The following is a 17,106-nucleotide window of genomic DNA, read 5'->3' as shown; positions in this document are numbered from 1 at the left end:
TGAAGTTTTTTACGGCTTATGTTCTTTCCTTTATGATTAATTTGAAGAAGAAAGAAAATATTTTTTGCTAAGTCGATGCCGATGATTTTATGCTGAGTCATGGTCTTCTCCTTTTGCTTCGGGACCTTAACACTCCAAGCATGGCTCAAGGCCATGTGAAGCGGTAGGGGGAGACCATCTCATCACCTTAATTTGGCGTTAGCTGCTTATTGAAGGTCTTATATGAAGTTAATAAAGACTATTAGAATACTTTAGTATTTATCTATGAGAGAACATACCATGGCAAGTGCTTCGGAAAAAATCGCATATAGACGAGAGTATATCTTAAGCTTGATTTCTGCAGGCCATAGTATCGTTGATGAAGCAGGTATCAATGAGTTAGCAGAGAAGTTTGAGTGCTCAAAAAAAACAATAAAACAAGATATCTTGTTACAAAGAGCGAGTTTCGATGATGATGCATTAGGTGAAATTGTAAAGCTAAAGTGGAACGGGTGTCGAAAGCGTGCTGAATTATATGGTGTGAAAAATGATCTAGATTATAACCAGTTACTCCATTTGTATTTGCTTTCAATAGGCACTTGCAATTATTGCAAACAGCAGCTTCATAACAGAGCTCAATTGGTTGTTGATCATGTAATCCCAATGGTAAAAGGTGGGAGTAATAGTATAGATAATGTCATTTTGTCATGTTGGTTGTGCAATATTAAAAAAGGAGACAAAATACTCGACTAATAGATCTGATGATCAATGTGTAATGGTACGGTTAACTTGGATGTTATTTAAGCCTTATAATTATCACTACTTATAAGGAATCTGATATGTCACCAAAACTACGAGTGCAAATCACCCCTCAACAGAAGCTTGAATATGCCAAGATGATGGTTGAAGATGGTTACACCAATCAACAGATACAAGATATCAGTGGTGCTTGTTCATCAGCTGTAGTGCGCTGGAAGCGCCAATATAAAGAAGAAATGTTAGGCAAAGACAATTCCGAAGAGGTAGACAAACTTCACGCCAAAATCGGTCAATTGACCATGGAAAATGATTTTTTGGCCAAAGTGCTCGCTGGTTAAATCCACCCAACTACCGATAAAGCGTCAGTGTGAGCTTCTCAATATTGCTTGCTCTACGGTTTACTATCAGCCTATCGGACTCTCTGTTGAGGAGGTTGAGTTGCGCCGTATGATTGACGAAATTCACCTTCAGTATCCATTCATGGGCAGTAGACGTATTCGAACTGAACTGATGAAAAAGGGTCATAACGTTAATCGCAAGCGTATTGTTCAGATCATGCGAGAAATGGGCATTGGGGCGATTTACCCCAAGCCAAAAACGACACTGGCAAACAAAGCACACAAGGTTTATCCGTACCTGTTGCGTGATATCGAAGTCACTTATCCAAACCAAGCGTGGGCTATTGATATCACATACATCTCAATGACTAAAGGGTTCCTGTATTTGGTTGCCATTATCGACTGGTATAGCCGTAAGGTGTTGTCCTGGCGCTTATCGAACACTATGGATACAAGCTTCTGTATTGAGGCACTCGAAGAAGCGCTCCAACACTACGGAGCGCCCGATATCTTTAACTCCGATCAGGGTAGCCAGTTTACTAGTACTGAGTTCACACAGAAGTTGCCCCTGATGAAGTCTACTTTGGAAGACAGAAATACGCGGCATGAGCTGGATCAACCACTTAAAGGATTAGCTTATGTGTCCAACCATTGGGGTCCACTTCTGAAATATCAGTTAAGTATCCGAAAAAAAGACATCGTTACAACGAGGTTGGTGAAGAAAGTCTCTACAGTTTGCACGACAAATTGAAATGGTTTGGCGTATAATGTACTCAATTTGCAAAACAGCGGCGATGATAGGCCGCTGTTTTCGTTTCTGCTTGAGAGAAAACAGATGGAAAAAGTCGCTATTTTGGTCGACGTACAAAACGTCTACTACACCTGCAAAGAAAAGTACCGCCAGAACTTTGATTACAACCAGTTTTGGTACGTAGCTACTCATGGTCGTGAAGTGATCAAAGCTAACGCCTATGCGATTGCTAGCCAAGATCCAAAGCAACGTCAGTTTCATCATATTTTGCGTGGGATTGGTTTTGATGTGCAACTCAAACCATTTATTCAGCGTCGTGATGGCAGTGCAAAAGGGGATTGGGATGTTGGCATTACACTTGATGCGGTTGAATTAGCAGAGCAAGCTGACGTGATTGTCTTGGTGTCGGGTGATGGAGATTTTGAGCTATTGGTTGAACGCATTAAACAGCGATTTAACAAACGAGTGGAAGTATATGGTGTGCCAAGGCTGACGGCTCAAAGTTTGATTGATGTCGCCAGCCGATTTGTTCCAATAGAGCAAGACTTACTGCTGTGATTCGCTTTCAGCAGTGACGGAATTGGTGTGCTGTTCGGTGTGCGTTACTTCTGATGCTGTAGTTTGCTCTGCTTCTAATTTTGCTCGTTCAGCTTTAGAAATGTAACGTGGCTTGTTGCTAGGGTGCAGCTTAGCATTTTTCTTTTTTAGGTGCTTCTTCAGCGCTTGGTTGATTTTCTTTTTACGGTTCATAATGTGTGCTCTTTAACGGTGAATCATCGGTTCACAAGGAACAAGGTGGCGCAGGATACTTGTTTTTTGGTGTGAACTCAATGGAGGGATAGGGAATGAAAAAGCCGATAAGTGATCTTTTAACGGGCAAGCTACTTACAGAGTTTCGCACGGTGAAATCAATGTTAGAGATATACTGCCAGCGTCATCACGATGTGCAACAAGGTTTGTGTGATGCTTGCAAAGCGCTGCTTGATTACGCTGAAATTCGATTGGATCGCTGTCCATACGGTCAACACAAACCCACTTGTAACCAATGCCCAATTCATTGCTATAAACCTGAGCCAAAAGAACAGATGAGATTGGTGATGCGCTACTCAGGACCAAGAATGCTATTACCACACCCTATATTAGCTATTCGGCATCTGTTACATGAAAAAAAGGCCATCCCTGCAAAACCAAAAGCGCACCTTTCAAATCGTCATCAACGATTGAAAAATGCACCGTCCAGTAAGCCATCAGTTGAATAAGAGTGGGATTATTCGCCTGCAACCCATTGACGTTTGGTTTTCATACTTGCCATTAACATATAAAGACAGGTTGTCAGTAAAGCAACCAATAGATAGCCCATCAGACCTTGTGAACGTTGCATAAACCAATCAGCAATCAGTGGCCCAGAAACAGACCCAATACTGTAGCTAAAAAGCATGACTTGTGTGGCTGATACAATGTAATTTTCATCCAGTTTGTCGCAGCCTAAATTAATGGCGATAGGGTAAAGAGCAAAAGTCGCCATTCCCAACACAAACAGACTGGCTGCCAACATCATGATGCCCGATTGCAATAGAGTCATGGCAATTGCTGCCGACCCAAGCAAGCAAAACATTGCCATCAGGAGTGTGCGGCCCATAAATTTAGATAGCCAAGGAACCATAGGTTGAACGGCCATGCCACCTAATACCACCAAAGCCATGAGGCTGCCTAAGTCAGTATGATTGATGCCACGTAATTCAAGTTCGATTGGCATTAAGCCATATATTGCACCAAGCGTTAAACCAGAAACAGCACAGCCAAGCAAGGCGGCATGGTTAAGTTTGAAAACCTGTTTTAGTGACAAACTTGATGAGTGTTGAGTCGAAGGTTGATCAGAATCACCGTAGATTAATACTGTGCTCGCAATAAGCAATAAAGTAATGATGGCAATGAACGGTACGCCGCCGGATACTCCAAGGTAGCCAATGCCTAGTTGACCAAGTGCTGTGCCACCATAAAGTGCCGCCATATAAATACCTAAGCGTTTAGCTCGGCCTTTTTCATCACCGTGCATTAGCCAAGATTCAACCACAACAAAAACGCCAGCAACTGCAGCGCCAGCAATAAAGCGTGCTACTAACCACACTTCTGCGATGTGCATAGCAGGTAAAGCGATGATGGTGAGCATCAGGGCAACAAGACACCAAACAAATGCGATGCGATGTCCAACGCGGTTAACGAAAGGTTCAACCACTAATGCGCCAAGCAGTAGTCCCGCATAAAAGGCGCTAGCCAACCAACTGGCAAGCGAGCTTTCTAGCCCGTAATGAGGCAACATCAGCGGGATCATACTCATTAGATAACCTGATGCTATCGCATAGAGCGACAGCGCAATAACAGGTACAGAGATACGTGGAGAAGACACGTTAACAGTGATGTTGTCCAATGACTTTGCCTCAAAATCAAAAAATAAAAGGAGGTGATTTCGGGCGAATATGGAGTTGATAGTGAAAAAGGTAAAACGAAAAATTGTGTTCTTAACGATTAATTTTATTAATCGTTGTCGTAAGGGAAGAAAACGAGCATAAAGTTGGCATAAATGATCAAATAATGCCAACTTTATTTGTGTTTTTAGAAGCTTTTTACTTAGTCAAAGCTTGGTTTAGCCATTGATTAAATTGACTTTTTGGTAGGGCGCCATTAATAACCTCTACTTTTTGACCATTTTTGAAGAGCATAACAGTTGGAATGCTGCGGATTTGATGTTTTTCCGCGAGATTTTGTTGACTTTCTGTGTCAACTTTTACAAAACGCACATTACCTTTATGCTCTGTAGCAACATCGGAAAATACAGGAGCAAATCCAACGCATGGATTACACCACGGAGCCCAAAAATCGACTACCACAGGTTGGTTGCTTTTCAATAGGGCCGCAAAATTTGCTTCAGTGCCTTCGATGGGCGCACCGTCAAGCAATGACGCTTGGCATTTGCCGCAGTTAGGGCTGTCAGATACACGTTCTAACGGGACGCGATTAACACCGTGACACGCAGGGCAACGAGTATTAAATGTAGACATGATGACCTCTTTTTCCTTTTTCTAATTGTATATTGTTGACCATAAATTTAACGCTTGAGCAAAAGCACGTATACTAATTAATATTGCAAAGGCCTTTTTTCGCTCAGCTACCTTTCATAGGGCGAGTGCTTATTTAATTGAAAGTCTTTTGATCGCCTTAGAAAATACAACAAAAACAGGTTAATAATGACAAAATTTTATGCCGAAATTACAGGTTGGGGAAAATGTCTTCCGCCTGCAGAGCTCTCCAACCAAGATCTTAGTACGTTTCTAGAAACTTCAGATGAGTGGATCCAAACACGTACTGGTATTGAAAATCGCCGCATTAGTCATGTCAATACTTCTGATATGGCCACCGTTGCCGCTCAACACGCTATTGCCTGTGCGGGCATTGATGCTTCGGAGATTGATCTTATCATCATCGCGACGTGTTCACCTGATTCGCTCATTCCCAATATCGCCTCGAAAGTGCAGCAAAATCTTGGTATTAAAAGCGCGGCTGCTTTTGATTTGAACGCCGCGTGCACTGGGTTTGTGTATGGTTTAGAAACCGCCACCCGCTTAATTCAATCGAGTCACTACCGCCATGCTTTAGTGGTGGGTGCAGAGCGTTTATCTTTTTATATCGATTGGACCAAGCGTGATACCGCTGTGTTGTTTGGTGATGGTGCTGGGGCGGTTGTGCTGAGCAAAACAGAGCAAAAACTAGGTTTGCAAGAGGCTCAAATTGGTTGTGATGCGGAAGGACGAGACATTCTCGCTGTGCCTAAATTTGGTTCATCAATGGACCGTTTTGCTGCTGACAACGGTTACTGGGATTTTGACTTTGTAGGTAAGGAAATCTTCAAACGAGCGGTGAGAGGAATGGGGGCGGCAGCGCAAACAGTATTGTCACGTTCTGATCTTTCAACCGATGATATTGATGTTGTGATCCCTCACCAAGCTAATGTGCGTATTATTCAAACGCTTTGTGATTTGTCGGGCATCAACCAAGATAAAGCTTTCGTTAATATTCAAAACTATGGTAACACCTCTGCCGCGACGGTGCCGATTGCACTATGCGAAGCGGTTGAGCAAGGCAAGATCAAAGCGAATGATAACTTGCTTGTTGCTGCTTTTGGCGCAGGGTTGACGTGGGGGGCTGGGTATATCAAATGGGGGCAACGCGTGACACCAATTGCTCAAAGTAATGCTGTTTTAGCTGAGTGTGAGTCAACGGCGTTAGAGCTGTTAGCCAATGCCATAGAGCATTGCCAATTACGCCCTTTAGCAAGTAAATAAAACTAAAAAGTCATTGAAAAGGCCAGACGCGATTGCAGTCTGGCTTTTTTGTTACTGCGTTTAAGCAATCGCCATCGCTAATAAGCTGATGGGGTGGATAGTCTCTAGAGCGGTATTCTCCTCGATTTGCCATTTGCACGTTTCGCAATCAGTAATGGCATAGTCTGCTTGAGAGGCTTTGATCGAATCAAATAAATGCGATCCAATTTTCATTGATACATCATAGTTTTCTTCTTTAAAACCGTAGGTTCCGGCTAAGCCACAGCACTCACTGTCAAGCACGATCAGTTCTAACCCAGGGATCATCTTTAACAGTTCAATAGTAAACATAACATTGCCGCTACGCTCTAAGTGGCAAGGTGTGTGATAGACCACCTTTAAGTTTACCGGTTTCATTCTTGGCGCATTGCCACTCATGAATTCTTTGAGTAAAAAGCGGGTGACATACTCAATTTTATTGACCACTTTACTATTATCAACACCTAAAACATGTGGGTATTCTTGTTGTAAAGTGAATGAGCAAGTCGAAGAGGTCGACAGTACCGAGGTTTGACGATCTAACACTGCGGTTTCAATATTCTTCACATTCAATAATGCGTTTTTGCGAGCCTTATCGTGAAAACCGTTGGCAATTAGTGGCACGCCGCAACACTTCTCGTTATCCAACAAACGTACACCAATATTCATCGCATTCATTACGGCAACGAAATCTTTGCCTAGTTGAGGATGGTTGTAATTCACATAGCAGCCGTGGAAATAGCTAACTTGGCGTGCATAAAGAGGCTGACGAGTACAGTTTTGTTTGAACCAACGACGAAATGTACCATGCGAATATTTAGGTAGTGATTTATGGTCGTGAACGCCAATGGTTTTATGCATCGCTTTTTTAACCAGTGGCATAGAGGTAGCGACGTTAACAATTGGCGCAAATGGTGTAGCCAATGTCCCGAATAAATCGGTGTGGCTGAGCACGTAATCACGCACCAATTTCGGACTGAATGATTTCTTGCCGTGCTTACCACGAGCAACGGCAATGATATCGCCAATTTTAACACCTGATGGGCAAGCGGTTTCACAACGTTTGCAGTTAGTACACAGTTTCAGTAAGTCATCGTAATATTCTGCACTCTTTATCCGTAATCGTTCACCGTCCGGTCCGCATTGTTTTGGCCCTGGATAGAGAGGATTCGCTTTCGCAACGGGGCAATACACGGTACATACGGTGCATTTGATGCACTGATCAAATGAGGTGTTTTTAGGTGCAGCTTCAATAAAAGAGGTTGTCATGCTAAAGCCTCCTCAATGACATTTTTTGCCTGTGATTGGGCAATAATCTGCGATGTAGCGTGATAAGCACTCGCAATGGCAACACCACCACCACTGCCTTCAAAAACTGGGTCATAGCCATTAAGCATTGAGCCACAGCAGTATAAGTTTTTGATCACAGTCCCTTGATGTATCGGATTTAAATGGTGGTTAGTTTCTACACCAAAGGTCATAAATGGATGTGATTGCTGGGCAAAGAATGCGTTATTTCGCCATTGAGCACGATCACTGACGCTGTTTACTTGCAACTGGAAGATAGGTTCAGAAACGCCATTATGTGAAGCGGATAAACCTTGGCTGAAATAACTGCCTGTCGCCATTACAAAGTGATCCGCTTGAATAGGCATATCGATGAGGTTTTGTGTATGAATCGCGGTGAGCTTGTCACCTTCAAACTCCCCATTCACGACTTTGTCACCTTTAAGATGAATACCTCCCATTGTCAAAAAGGCCCGACTTAGCGATTCTTCAATGCGAATCCCCATTAATGATGGTGGCATAGTGGGTACTTCATGCAGTTGTAGATTGGTTGCTAATTTGAGTTCGTTTAATAAGGTTAGCCCGTCACCGTTACCCATAATGGCGGGTAAAATGACAAGATCTTGCGTGTTGGCGTAGCGCATTAGCTGGTCACAGAAACTGGTCCATGCTTGAGGCTGTTTTAATAGACGCGCAATATCGATTGAACGTAATTCGTTCGGGTTATGGCGAAGAGTTTCAAAACCAGGAATGGTTACTTGAATGATTTCGCTTGGTATCTTTTTAAATTCAGGTAAATGACCTAAGTTGCCTTGCAACATCTGTGGTTGAAAGTCCCGGTAACCTTCAATTGCAAGCAAAATAATACGCTTAAACGGTGCTATGGTTTTGTGTTGATATACATAAGGTTGCGATAGCCAAGTGGCTTTCAGCGTGCCCATTGGCGTGATGCGGTAATGGTTACTGCTGTCGGCTTGATGAGTTAATGGCATTCCTCGTTGTTGCAGCGTTTTTTGGAACCACAATAAGCTATTTTGTGTTATCTCAGCGCCAATTTTACTGTAAGGATGACTAGGTGCTTGTTTTGCTAGCTCTTCCATGGCTAAAAAAGGTGCGTCTACCGGCTGGCCTGAAGGTAATTTACCCAGAACATCAATCGAGCCTGAAGAAAAATGCAACGCACTCTGGCCTTGGCTAATTAACGCTGTCTTAAGGCCTGCTTGAAGGCAACGAATTCCAGCACTATAGCCTGCGATGCCTCCACCAATAACTGTGACGTCGTACTTAATCATAACGTCTCCTCATTTTCATTCTTGTATTGTTGCTCTGGGATATCATTAGCCCCGAACAAACCTTCGTAAATCCAATAGCTGAATTCTGCCTCACGCAGAGCATCTCCCCAAAAAATGGGTTTAATACCTTTCCAACGCTCTTCTAAAAATTCAACCAACAACTGACTAGATTGCTGACCAGATACATTGCCATATTCATTAAATAAGCTGGCTGCTCGATAGCTGCATAATTCACCTTGGCAAGGGCCCATTCCTAAACGTGTACGACGACGCAAGTCGACCAAATTGTTCACGTCGAGCTGTTTAATGGCGTATTCAATTTCACCAGCGGTCACCATTTCACATTCACAAATGATGGCTTGGCTTTTTACATCATTTGTCAGGAAGTTTTTAGCACGCTCACCGTGTCGGTAGATGGCTGACTCATAGATAGGTTTGGCAATGCTGGCGGTTTTTTTCACTTGTTTTGGCGTTTCATTTGAACCAGGCAGTGGGCGAGTGTGGGTTTCACAAGCCGTCGTATTGCCCAGTTTTTTGGCAACTAAATCGGTTGCCCATTCAGCCATTAAACGGTAAGTCATTAATTTACCGCCAGTAATTGTGGTCAGTCCTTTTAGACCATCGCGTTGTTGGTGATCAAGTAGCACGATGCCACGGCTGATATTACGACCGCTGCCATCATCATCTACTGATACGAGTGGACGTACGCCAGCATAAGCACGCAATACCCGGGTGTTCGCCATGATTGGTGCAAGTTTTGCGCCTTCAGCAAGGAGGATATCAACCTCTTTCTCTGTGACATGTAAATTGTCGATTTGGTCATAATCAATATGTTCAGACGTGGTACCGATAAGTGAAATAGTATCACCAGGAACAAGAATGTCGGCATCTGACGGCTTGCGGCAACGGTTAATCACTAAGTTATTGATGCGGTAATCTAAAATGAGTAACGACCCTTTGGCGGGAAACATCTTAATGTTGAGATCGGCATATTCGCAGATGTTTTGACCCCATATTCCCGCGGCGTTAATGACTTCTTTAGCGAAGATCTCGTATTGTTGGTGAGTGTTAAGCTGTAAGCAACGCACACCCAAAATTGTATCACCTTGGCGAATGAGCGAAGTAACTACTGTTTTGTTGAAAATTCGCGCGCCATGCTCTTTGGCGTCTAAAACGTTGGAAGCACACAAACGAAAAGGGTCAAGCGTACCATCGGGCACTTTTACCGCACTAATCAGGTTGGGGTTTACGTGCGGCTCGAGTTTCAGCGCCTCTTTGACTGAAAGTTGCTCCGTGGCGATACCCGCGTCACTGCATTTTTGAATAAAAGTATTTTGAAAATTCAGGTCGTCTTCAGGCAACGTAATGAACAAGCCATCGGTATTTTCAACACAATGCTTGGCGATATTTTTTAAAATTTGATTTTCTTGGATACATTCTTTGGCTGACTCTGGGTCTGTTACTGCGTAGCGTGCTCCAGAATGCAGCAAACCATGATTGCGTCCAGTCGTGCCCGATGCAATATCATCTTTTTCTAGCAAAATACAATTAATACCACGCAGCGCACAGTCGCGCATAATTCCAGTACCGGTTGCTCCGCCACCAATGATGACGACATCGGTTTCAAATCGGGTTGCTGTGGTCATGGTGAAACCTTATTCGATGAAAAACTTACATTCAGTGTGACATTTTTTTTCATAAATGTTCGATATGTTGCTCACAAAAGCTCGAACGAACTATTAGTTGTATGTTTAATCGATGGGGTTAATGAAGGTTTGGTGAAAGATGTCAAAATGGAAAATTAATTAACATTTTTACTGTTAATGATTTAACAACTTGGTCTGTTTTGAACATGATATGCGCTTATGAGCAGTTCAAATTACTGACGGTTAACTTGCTATTGAGAATGATAAATTATCTACTTCATGCTTTATTCTACGTATTATCCATGATGTTAATTAGTATTTGCTTAAATTTATGGAGGTTTGTACTGTTCATCCATATGGGTGATAAGATCAAAATAATGAGTTAATTAACAAAATTGGATATTTGAAGTAACAAATTGTGCTCGAACGCTCATAAATATTGATTTTTTATTTTCGCGATACGAAAAGTGTGCAAAATATGTCTCACACAGAAATCGTGTACATAAAAATAAACAAGGACACTTACTATGACTCGAACAAAACAACATACTCTTCTAGGAGAGTGTATCGCGGAGTTTATCGGTACCGGATTGCTGATCTTTTTCGGTGTTGGCTGTGTTGCCGCGCTGGTACTAACTGGTGCGCAATTTGGTCAATGGGAAATCAGTATCATGTGGGGCTTGGGCGTCGCCATTGCTATCTACTGTACTGCAGGGGTTTCTGGCGCACACATTAACCCGGCTGTTACTATCGCATTAGCTGCATTTCATGGCTTTGATAAAGCAAAAGTTATCCCTTACATTATCGCACAAATGTTTGGTGCATTTTGTTCTGCCGCGCTACTTTACGGCTTGTACAGTAACCTTTTTACCGATTACGAAATCGCACACAATTTTGTACGTAGCAGCCAGGAAGCGCTAGCCACTGCGGGAATTTTCTCTACTTATCCAAATGCCTCTCTTTCCTTTACTGGTGCGCTCGCTGTTGAATTTGTCATAACCGCTGTATTAATGTTTGCAATTTTGGCATTGGGTGATGAAAACAACGGTGCGCATCGTAATGCGATGAACCCACTGCTTATTGGTATTTTGATTGCGGTCATCGGCGGTTCATTAGGCCCACTCACTGGTTTCGCGATGAACCCTGCTCGTGACTTTGGCCCTAAATTATTTGCTTACTTAGCCGGTTGGGATTACGCCCTGACAGGTGCTAAAGATATTCCATACTTTATTGTTCCTATTGTAGCGCCAATCGCTGGTGCCTGTTTTGGCGCTTGGGTATACCCTAAATTCATTGGTGCTTATCTACCCGTTGTTGGTGTGGGTTGCACCATTCCAAATCAATGTGATTATGTAGAAGAAAGCGAGCAAGCACACATCTAACATTAAAATGACTATAACAATCGATATAACGATTAACGTGAAATAAATAAGGAAACGACCATGACTGAGCAGAAATACATTGTTGCCTTAGACCAAGGTACAACCAGCTCACGCGCTGTTGTGTTGGACCACGATGCCAACATTGTGAGTGTTTCTCAGCGTGAATTCACTCAGATCTACCCTCAAGCTGGGTGGGTTGAGCACGATCCTCTAGAAATTTATGCAACTCAAAGTTCTACGCTTGTTGAAGCTCTTGGTAAGGCTGGTATTCGCAGCGATGAAATCGCAGGTATTGGCATCACCAACCAACGTGAAACTACCGTAGTATGGAACAAAGAAACGGGTAAACCCGTTTATAACGCGATTGTTTGGCAATGCCGTCGCACGGCTTCGATCTGTGAAGAATTGAAAAAACGTGATGGTTTGGAAGCGTACATTCGTGACAATACAGGCCTTGTGTTAGACCCATATTTCTCAGGCACGAAAGTGAAGTGGATTTTGGATAACGTCGAAGGAGCAAGAGAAGATGCTGAAGCTGGCAAACTGTTGTTCGGTACGATTGATACCTGGCTAGTATGGAAGATGACTCAAGGGCGTGTCCATGTCACAGACTACACCAACGCATCACGTACCATGCTTTTCAATATCAATAAGTTGCATTGGGATGAGAAAATTTTAAAAGAGTTTAATATCCCACTCGCAATGATGCCTGAAGTGAAAAAATCTTCTGAAGTTTATGGTCAAACGAACATTGGTGGTATTGGTGGTACGCGTATTCCAATTGCAGGTATTGCTGGTGACCAACAAGCAGCGCTTTATGGCCAAATGTGTGTTGAAGCAGGTCAGGCGAAGAATACTTATGGAACGGGCTGTTTCTTATTGATGAACACTGGTAAAGAGAAGGTGACTTCTCATAATGGTTTGTTAACCACGTTAGCCTGTGGGCCATCCGGTGAGCCTGCATATGCGCTTGAAGGCGCGGTGTTCATGGGGGGCGCTTCGATTCAATGGCTACGTGATGAACTGAAGCTGATTTCTGATGCCCATGATTCTGAATATTTCGCAACCAAAGTTGACACTTCTAACGGTGTATACGTGGTGCCAGCCTTTACTGGTCTTGGTGCACCATATTGGGATGCTTATGCCCGCGGTACGATTGTTGGTTTAACGCGTGGTGTTAACTCGAATCATATCATCCGAGCCACGCTAGAGAGTGTAGCTTATCAAACTCGTGATGTACTTGATGCAATGCAAGCCGACTCGGGTATTAAACTGTCTGCTCTGCGTGTTGATGGTGGTGCTGTAGCTAATAACTTCTTGATGCAGTTCCAAGCGGATGTGCTTGATACAGAGGTTCATCGTCCTAAAGTGACCGAAGTTACAGCGTTGGGTGCTGCATATCTTGCTGGTTTGGCGGTTGGCTTCTGGGGAAGTCTCGATGAGTTAGCTAATAAAGCGGTGATTGATCAGACATTCATACCTCATCAAGATGAAGAGAAAAGAGCACGTCGTTATAGAGGTTGGAAGCGTGCTGTGAACTGTGCACAAGCCTGGGCAACTGAACACGACGAAGAATAACCCCCTAATTGCCTTTATGTGTCCCCCTCTAGAGGCTTTTTTAAATGGTACTAAAATAAAAATGCTCTGCCTGTTAAGGCAGAGCATTTTTTACACGTTGATTTTAAATGCGTTCTATTGCTTATTTACGCGGCATTTTTCGCTTCAGTTGTTTTTTTTTCCTGTTGCATTTTGACCAGGAAGTAGACATTAACACAAGCGATAAAGCTATTGGTTAAGACGACTGGCCATGCATCAATCATCAAGCCGTAAGCGGTAAACAGCGCACAACCCACGAAGTTAAGAATACGTAGCTTAACGATATCTTTCATAGTGAGAGATATGGCTACCATGATCGAAGCAGCATAACCTAAAATTTCAATCACGTTCATTTCCATAATTTGACCCTTTTTAATATGCCGAACAGTGTCAGTGTCGGTACCAATCTTCTCGTCGTGAGATAATTGAGGAAGCTCCCTGCCTCGAATGGTCATAATTGTTTAACTGTGTATAAATATAGCAATAGCTAATCTGTGATGAAAGGCTCAAAATCAGGTTCGGTGAAGGTTAGCGATTACGCAAACGTTTAATGCCTTTCACATAAAAATAATCACAGGTTTTGTTGATATAATTATTGATTGATTTTGTGAATTATTCAAAAAAAGAAAAACCCGCATTAAAGCGGGCTTTAAAAGATAGAAAAGTGTTCGCTTTATTTCTTACCTTGTGTCATCTGTTTATCTTGATTGGTCAGCTCGCTAATACGACGACTGATGTCACGGCGTTCTTTTGAAATCTCGGCACTTTTAATGATGTGATCATCAACGCGATCTTCATAATCGGCTTTCATGTTAGTGACGATTTCCATGATTTCCTGATAAGTCATGTTAGGTTTGATGTAATCAAGTAGGTTCTCTAAAAGTTCTACTCTTTTACGGTTGTCACGAACTTTTTTTTCGTTGTCTAGCAGTTCACGCTTTAGCTTGTTTTTACGGCGAGCTTGGCTAACGATTTCAAATACAATACTCATAAGTTCTCTTCCTAGCTTAAATGTAGACTGCCAATGATTAAATCATATTGGGCGGTCTCATAACAGTCTTTAGATCAATCCTAGCGTTAACTTGACCAATAAATAGCCACACTAACGACTAGTGATTGTACTGATAAGGTTTTGCACTATATGATGTGCGCTTCAGATGACAATGTAATTATATAAAGATGCAACTTTCAGAAATTGTAGTACCACAAATTGAGTACGCACCAGAAGAGTCACATCATAATGTCAAATTGCGCGAAGCTTATGTTAGTGAGCGTGAAAAACTAGAAATGACTGAATTAGAGCTAAGCCGCGCTAAAATAGTGATGATTGATGAAAATGGGAATGTGACCCGTATTTCACTGTTGCTAGAGCATTGAGCGTGGTAATAATAAGGGAATCACCCTTAGAAGAAGGAAATGATAATGAATATTGAGCTTTCTCCCCTTGAAGCAAGGATCATTGGTTGTTTGATCGAAAAAGAAGTCACAACTCCGGATTATTACCCATTAACCCTCAATAGTTTAACCACTGCTTGTAACCAAAAAAGTAACCGTGAACCAGTATTATCTTTAAGCGATGCAGAGGTACAAGATGCCGTTGAAGGCTTGGTTGCTCGTCGTTTAGTTAGTGATGAAAGTGCATTCAATAGCCGGGTAAGTAAATTTCAGCACCGTTTTTGTAACACCGAATTTGGTGATCTAAAACTGACGGAGCAAGAACTTGGATTAGTCTGTTGTATGTTGTTGCGTGGGGCACAAACACCAGGGGAATTACGCACTCGTACTGCTCGTTTATGCCATTTTACGGATGTAAAAGAAGTCGAAGCGGTGCTGGATAGCCTAGCCAGCCGTGAGTCTGGAGCTTTGGTCGTAAAATTACCTCGTGAAGCTGGTAAGCGTGAGTCACGCTACCAACATTTGTTTTCGGGTGAAGTTGACTTAGACGCTTTTTCACAAGCTAATAGCGTTGTATCGACTGACACTGATACGTCTCGCATTGATGAATTGGAGCAAGAAGTTAATGCATTAAAAACTGAATTGGAAGATCTAAGAACGCTAGTTGAAAGTTTAATCTAAGCAATGCCTGAATCGCACGATATGAGTTCTAATTGGTGGGTGTATTTGATTAGGACTCGTCATCAGTCGTTGTACTGTGGTATTACGACTGATATTAAAAGACGTTTCGCCCAGCACCAAGCGGGTAAAGGTGCTAAGGCATTACGTGGCAAGGGGCCGTTGCAATTGGTGTGGTCACAGAGTTTAGGGGGCAGTAAAAGCCACGCTCTCAAAATTGAGCTAGCGATAAAAAAGCTCAACAAACGACAAAAAGAACAGTTGGTCATAACCCAAGAACCGTTTTATTTCCCGATTGATCTCCCTTCCTAAGTAAAAATGAGAGCAGCATCCTCTAATTTTGTGTCTGAATTGTAAAACTGTATTAACCTTGTTCATAGGACGACTAAAACAAGGTTAATAATGATGGATACATACAAAAAATGGTATTTGGTAGCATCGCTTATATTGTTTTCGGCATCTGTACAATCGGTGAATACAGTGGCCGATGCGCGCGGTAATGGCATGGGGAATACTGGCGTCACAACCGCGGATTACTTAATTGCTCCGTTTTATAACCCAGCACTGGTTGCAGTCTACCGTGACCGCCATACTTTTGGTGTACTTTTCCCTGCAATTGGTGCAACTACAAGAGATCCTGACAAAAGCCTTGAAACAATTGACGACTTACAAGACAGCATCAAGACTTTCGAAAACACAAGTAACCCTAATCAGAGTAATGTCACACAACTGAACAGTTACCTAGATCAATTAGCTGATGATAAACCTTTGGCGGTTTCTGCCGGTGCTGGCATGGCGGTCGCTGTTCCACTCGATGTTTTGTCGCTGAATATTTTTGCACACGGCTACGCTGAAGTTATTTCTCGGTCAGACATTGCTGCCAATGGTGGCGACAGTATCGCTGCAGTTGAAAACCGCTACCAAAACTCAACAGTTGACTTAATTGCGTTTGGTTATTCTGAATTTGGTTTGGCCATGGCTAAAATGTATAGCCTGGCTGGTCAGCAATTGTCATTTGGTATCACCCCTAAAATTCAACAGCTTAGAACCTACAAGCAAACGGTTTCGGTCAAAGATTTTGACTTGTCAGATTATGATAAGAGTGAAACCAACGATAACGCTTTTAATCTCGATTTTGGTGCTATTTGGCTCATAGGTAACTTCCGTATTGGTGTCGCTGTTAAGGACCTTTTTGCTCAGGAGTTGAAAACTATTGATGGTATCAGCACCTATCAACTTGATACGCAGGTTGCCTTTTCTGGTGGATACGTCACAGAATTATTTTCGGCTGCTATCGACATCGATGCGACTAAACAAGAGCGATTCAAAAATCTAAAAGATGACACACAATATCTACGTTTTGGGGTAGAAGGGAATGCTTGGGCTTGGGTGCAATTACGAGCCGGTTATAAAGTGGATCTTGAAGATACATTAGATGATGCGTTTACTTTTGGTATTGGCATCAGTCCGGGGGATTTAGTGAGCTTTGATCTTGCAGGTAACTACGCGGGAGACAACCAATTTGGTATTTCAGGTAATTTAGCTTTTACCTTTTAAATTGATAGGATAAATGGTGCTTGGTAATTGAGCAGTTATCAGTGTAAGCCAGTTTTTTTGAAGGCTTGCACTATCATTTGTATAACAC

General features: G+C 42.5%; 18 protein-coding genes and 1 pseudogene. 11 read left to right on the top strand and 8 right to left on the bottom strand.

Annotation, left to right across the window (positions count from 1 at the left end):
- The first annotated feature begins 279 nt into the window (after positions 1-279).
- The 3 genes and pseudogenes from AACW06_RS12935 to AACW06_RS12925 all read left to right on the top strand — a co-directional run bounded on the left by AACW06_RS12935 (position 280) and on the right by AACW06_RS12925 (position 2,385).
- Positions 280-732 (top strand): HNH endonuclease, encoded by a 453-nt coding sequence (locus tag AACW06_RS12935; protein ID WP_192075367.1) that lies wholly within the window; start codon positions 280-282, stop codon positions 730-732.
- Positions 733-818: 86 nt separating this feature from the next.
- Positions 819-1,641 (top strand): annotated as a pseudogene (locus AACW06_RS12930) (IS3 family transposase); the annotation flags it as partial.
- Positions 1,642-1,911: 270 nt separating this feature from the next.
- Positions 1,912-2,385: a LabA-like NYN domain-containing protein gene (locus AACW06_RS12925; RefSeq protein WP_053310515.1), complete on the top strand. Its 474-nt coding sequence runs from the start codon at positions 1,912-1,914 to the stop codon at positions 2,383-2,385.
- On the opposite strand, the gene AACW06_RS12920 is transcribed toward AACW06_RS12925, so the two are convergent.
- A complete protein-coding gene (locus AACW06_RS12920; RefSeq protein WP_192075366.1) occupies positions 2,374-2,577 on the bottom strand; it encodes a DUF2986 domain-containing protein in 204 nt (67 codons plus the stop codon). The two genes, AACW06_RS12925 and AACW06_RS12920, sit on opposite strands and share 12 nt — an antisense overlap.
- A gap of 107 nt (positions 2,578-2,684) precedes the next feature.
- Between AACW06_RS12920 and AACW06_RS12915 the strand changes: the two genes are divergently transcribed.
- A complete protein-coding gene (locus tag AACW06_RS12915; RefSeq protein ID WP_192075371.1) occupies positions 2,685-3,086 on the top strand; it encodes a nitrous oxide-stimulated promoter family protein in 402 nt (133 codons plus the stop codon).
- 8 nt (positions 3,087-3,094) lie between these two features.
- On the opposite strand, the gene AACW06_RS12910 is transcribed toward AACW06_RS12915, so the two are convergent.
- Together AACW06_RS12910 and trxC are read right to left on the bottom strand one after the other, a co-directional pair.
- Positions 3,095-4,363, bottom strand: coding sequence for an MFS transporter (locus AACW06_RS12910; RefSeq protein ID WP_420895719.1), 1,269 nt, complete (start codon positions 4,361-4,363; stop codon positions 3,095-3,097).
- 88 nt (positions 4,364-4,451) lie between these two features.
- On the bottom strand, positions 4,452-4,886 hold the full coding sequence (gene trxC / locus AACW06_RS12905) for a thioredoxin TrxC (protein ID WP_192075365.1): 435 nt from the start codon (positions 4,884-4,886) through the stop codon (positions 4,452-4,454).
- Between the two features lie 186 nt (positions 4,887-5,072).
- On the opposite strand from trxC, the gene AACW06_RS12900 reads away from it, so the two are divergent.
- A complete protein-coding gene (locus tag AACW06_RS12900; protein WP_192075364.1) occupies positions 5,073-6,167 on the top strand; it encodes a ketoacyl-ACP synthase III in 1,095 nt (364 codons plus the stop codon).
- Positions 6,168-6,227: 60 nt separating this feature from the next.
- Here the strand turns inward: AACW06_RS12900 and glpC are convergent, their stop codons facing one another.
- Genes glpC through glpA form a run of 3 tightly spaced genes read right to left on the bottom strand, consistent with a single transcriptional unit; the run spans position 6,228 to position 10,410 of the window.
- Complete coding sequence (gene glpC, locus AACW06_RS12895) at positions 6,228-7,454, bottom strand: anaerobic glycerol-3-phosphate dehydrogenase subunit GlpC (protein WP_192075363.1); 1,227 nt, start codon at positions 7,452-7,454, stop codon at positions 6,228-6,230.
- Positions 7,451-8,764, bottom strand: a complete 1,314-nt coding sequence (gene glpB / locus AACW06_RS12890; protein WP_192075362.1) for a glycerol-3-phosphate dehydrogenase subunit GlpB — start codon at positions 8,762-8,764, stop codon at positions 7,451-7,453. Before glpB ends, glpC begins: the two co-directional genes overlap by 4 nt.
- Entirely contained in the window at positions 8,761-10,410 is a 1,650-nt protein-coding gene (gene glpA, locus AACW06_RS12885) for an anaerobic glycerol-3-phosphate dehydrogenase subunit A (RefSeq protein WP_192075361.1), read from the bottom strand. Before glpA ends, glpB begins: the two co-directional genes overlap by 4 nt.
- 527 nt (positions 10,411-10,937) lie before the next feature.
- On the opposite strand from glpA, the gene AACW06_RS12880 reads away from it, so the two are divergent.
- Together AACW06_RS12880 and glpK are read left to right on the top strand one after the other, a co-directional pair.
- Entirely contained in the window at positions 10,938-11,792 is an 855-nt protein-coding gene (locus AACW06_RS12880; RefSeq protein WP_192075360.1) for an MIP/aquaporin family protein, read from the top strand.
- A 60-nt stretch (positions 11,793-11,852) separates the two neighbouring features.
- Positions 11,853-13,370: a glycerol kinase GlpK gene (gene glpK, locus AACW06_RS12875; RefSeq protein ID WP_192075359.1), complete on the top strand. Its 1,518-nt coding sequence runs from the start codon at positions 11,853-11,855 to the stop codon at positions 13,368-13,370.
- 125 nt (positions 13,371-13,495) lie between these two features.
- Here the strand turns inward: glpK and AACW06_RS12870 are convergent, their stop codons facing one another.
- Together AACW06_RS12870 and AACW06_RS12865 are read right to left on the bottom strand one after the other, a co-directional pair.
- Entirely contained in the window at positions 13,496-13,747 is a 252-nt protein-coding gene (locus AACW06_RS12870; RefSeq protein WP_192075369.1) for a YgjV family protein, read from the bottom strand.
- A 314-nt stretch (positions 13,748-14,061) separates the two neighbouring features.
- On the bottom strand, positions 14,062-14,379 hold the full coding sequence (locus AACW06_RS12865; RefSeq protein ID WP_053310546.1) for a DUF496 family protein: 318 nt from the start codon (positions 14,377-14,379) through the stop codon (positions 14,062-14,064).
- Between the two features lie 188 nt (positions 14,380-14,567).
- Here AACW06_RS12865 and AACW06_RS12860 point away from each other — a divergent pair, with 188 nt between their 5' ends.
- From AACW06_RS12860 to traF, 4 genes are all read left to right on the top strand, one after another.
- Entirely contained in the window at positions 14,568-14,765 is a 198-nt protein-coding gene (locus AACW06_RS12860; RefSeq protein WP_053310547.1) for a hypothetical protein, read from the top strand.
- A 45-nt stretch (positions 14,766-14,810) separates the two neighbouring features.
- Positions 14,811-15,464 (top strand): YceH family protein, encoded by a 654-nt coding sequence (locus AACW06_RS12855; protein ID WP_192075358.1) that lies wholly within the window; start codon positions 14,811-14,813, stop codon positions 15,462-15,464.
- 3 nt (positions 15,465-15,467) lie between these two features.
- Positions 15,468-15,773, top strand: a complete 306-nt coding sequence (locus AACW06_RS12850; RefSeq protein WP_192075357.1) for a GIY-YIG nuclease family protein — start codon at positions 15,468-15,470, stop codon at positions 15,771-15,773.
- 93 nt (positions 15,774-15,866) lie between these two features.
- A complete protein-coding gene (gene traF, locus AACW06_RS12845; protein ID WP_192075368.1) occupies positions 15,867-17,018 on the top strand; it encodes a conjugal transfer protein TraF in 1,152 nt (383 codons plus the stop codon).
- Positions 17,019-17,106: the final 88 nt, after the last annotated feature.

This window comes from Vibrio sp. S12_S33 (assembly GCF_963889785.1).
GTDB lineage: Bacteria > Pseudomonadota > Gammaproteobacteria > Enterobacterales > Vibrionaceae > Vibrio > Vibrio aestuarianus.
Note: the sequence above shows the minus strand (reverse complement) of the source record. Positions and strands in the feature narration are given on the sequence as shown.

Bases quoted from the DNA above. Each gene is read 5' to 3' on its own strand.
- AACW06_RS12935 (WP_192075367.1), top strand. From the start codon at position 280: ATGGCAAGTGCTTCGGAAAAAATCGCATATAGACGAGAGTATATCTTA.
- AACW06_RS12925 (WP_053310515.1), top strand. From the start codon at position 1,912: ATGGAAAAAGTCGCTATTTTGGTCGACGTACAAAACGTCTACTACACC.
- AACW06_RS12920 (WP_192075366.1), bottom strand. From the start codon at position 2,577: ATGAACCGTAAAAAGAAAATCAACCAAGCGCTGAAGAAGCACCTAAAA.
- trxC (WP_192075365.1), bottom strand. From the start codon at position 4,886: ATGTCTACATTTAATACTCGTTGCCCTGCGTGTCACGGTGTTAATCGC.
- AACW06_RS12900 (WP_192075364.1), top strand. From the start codon at position 5,073: ATGACAAAATTTTATGCCGAAATTACAGGTTGGGGAAAATGTCTTCCG.
- glpC (WP_192075363.1), bottom strand. From the start codon at position 7,454: ATGACAACCTCTTTTATTGAAGCTGCACCTAAAAACACCTCATTTGAT.
- glpB (WP_192075362.1), bottom strand. From the start codon at position 8,764: ATGATTAAGTACGACGTCACAGTTATTGGTGGAGGCATCGCAGGCTAT.
- glpA (WP_192075361.1), bottom strand. From the start codon at position 10,410: ATGACCACAGCAACCCGATTTGAAACCGATGTCGTCATCATTGGTGGC.
- AACW06_RS12880 (WP_192075360.1), top strand. From the start codon at position 10,938: ATGACTCGAACAAAACAACATACTCTTCTAGGAGAGTGTATCGCGGAG.
- glpK (WP_192075359.1), top strand. From the start codon at position 11,853: ATGACTGAGCAGAAATACATTGTTGCCTTAGACCAAGGTACAACCAGC.
- AACW06_RS12870 (WP_192075369.1), bottom strand. From the start codon at position 13,747: ATGGAAATGAACGTGATTGAAATTTTAGGTTATGCTGCTTCGATCATG.
- AACW06_RS12865 (WP_053310546.1), bottom strand. From the start codon at position 14,379: ATGAGTATTGTATTTGAAATCGTTAGCCAAGCTCGCCGTAAAAACAAG.
- AACW06_RS12860 (WP_053310547.1), top strand. From the start codon at position 14,568: ATGCAACTTTCAGAAATTGTAGTACCACAAATTGAGTACGCACCAGAA.
- AACW06_RS12855 (WP_192075358.1), top strand. From the start codon at position 14,811: ATGAATATTGAGCTTTCTCCCCTTGAAGCAAGGATCATTGGTTGTTTG.
- AACW06_RS12850 (WP_192075357.1), top strand. From the start codon at position 15,468: ATGCCTGAATCGCACGATATGAGTTCTAATTGGTGGGTGTATTTGATT.
- traF (WP_192075368.1), top strand. From the start codon at position 15,867: ATGGATACATACAAAAAATGGTATTTGGTAGCATCGCTTATATTGTTT.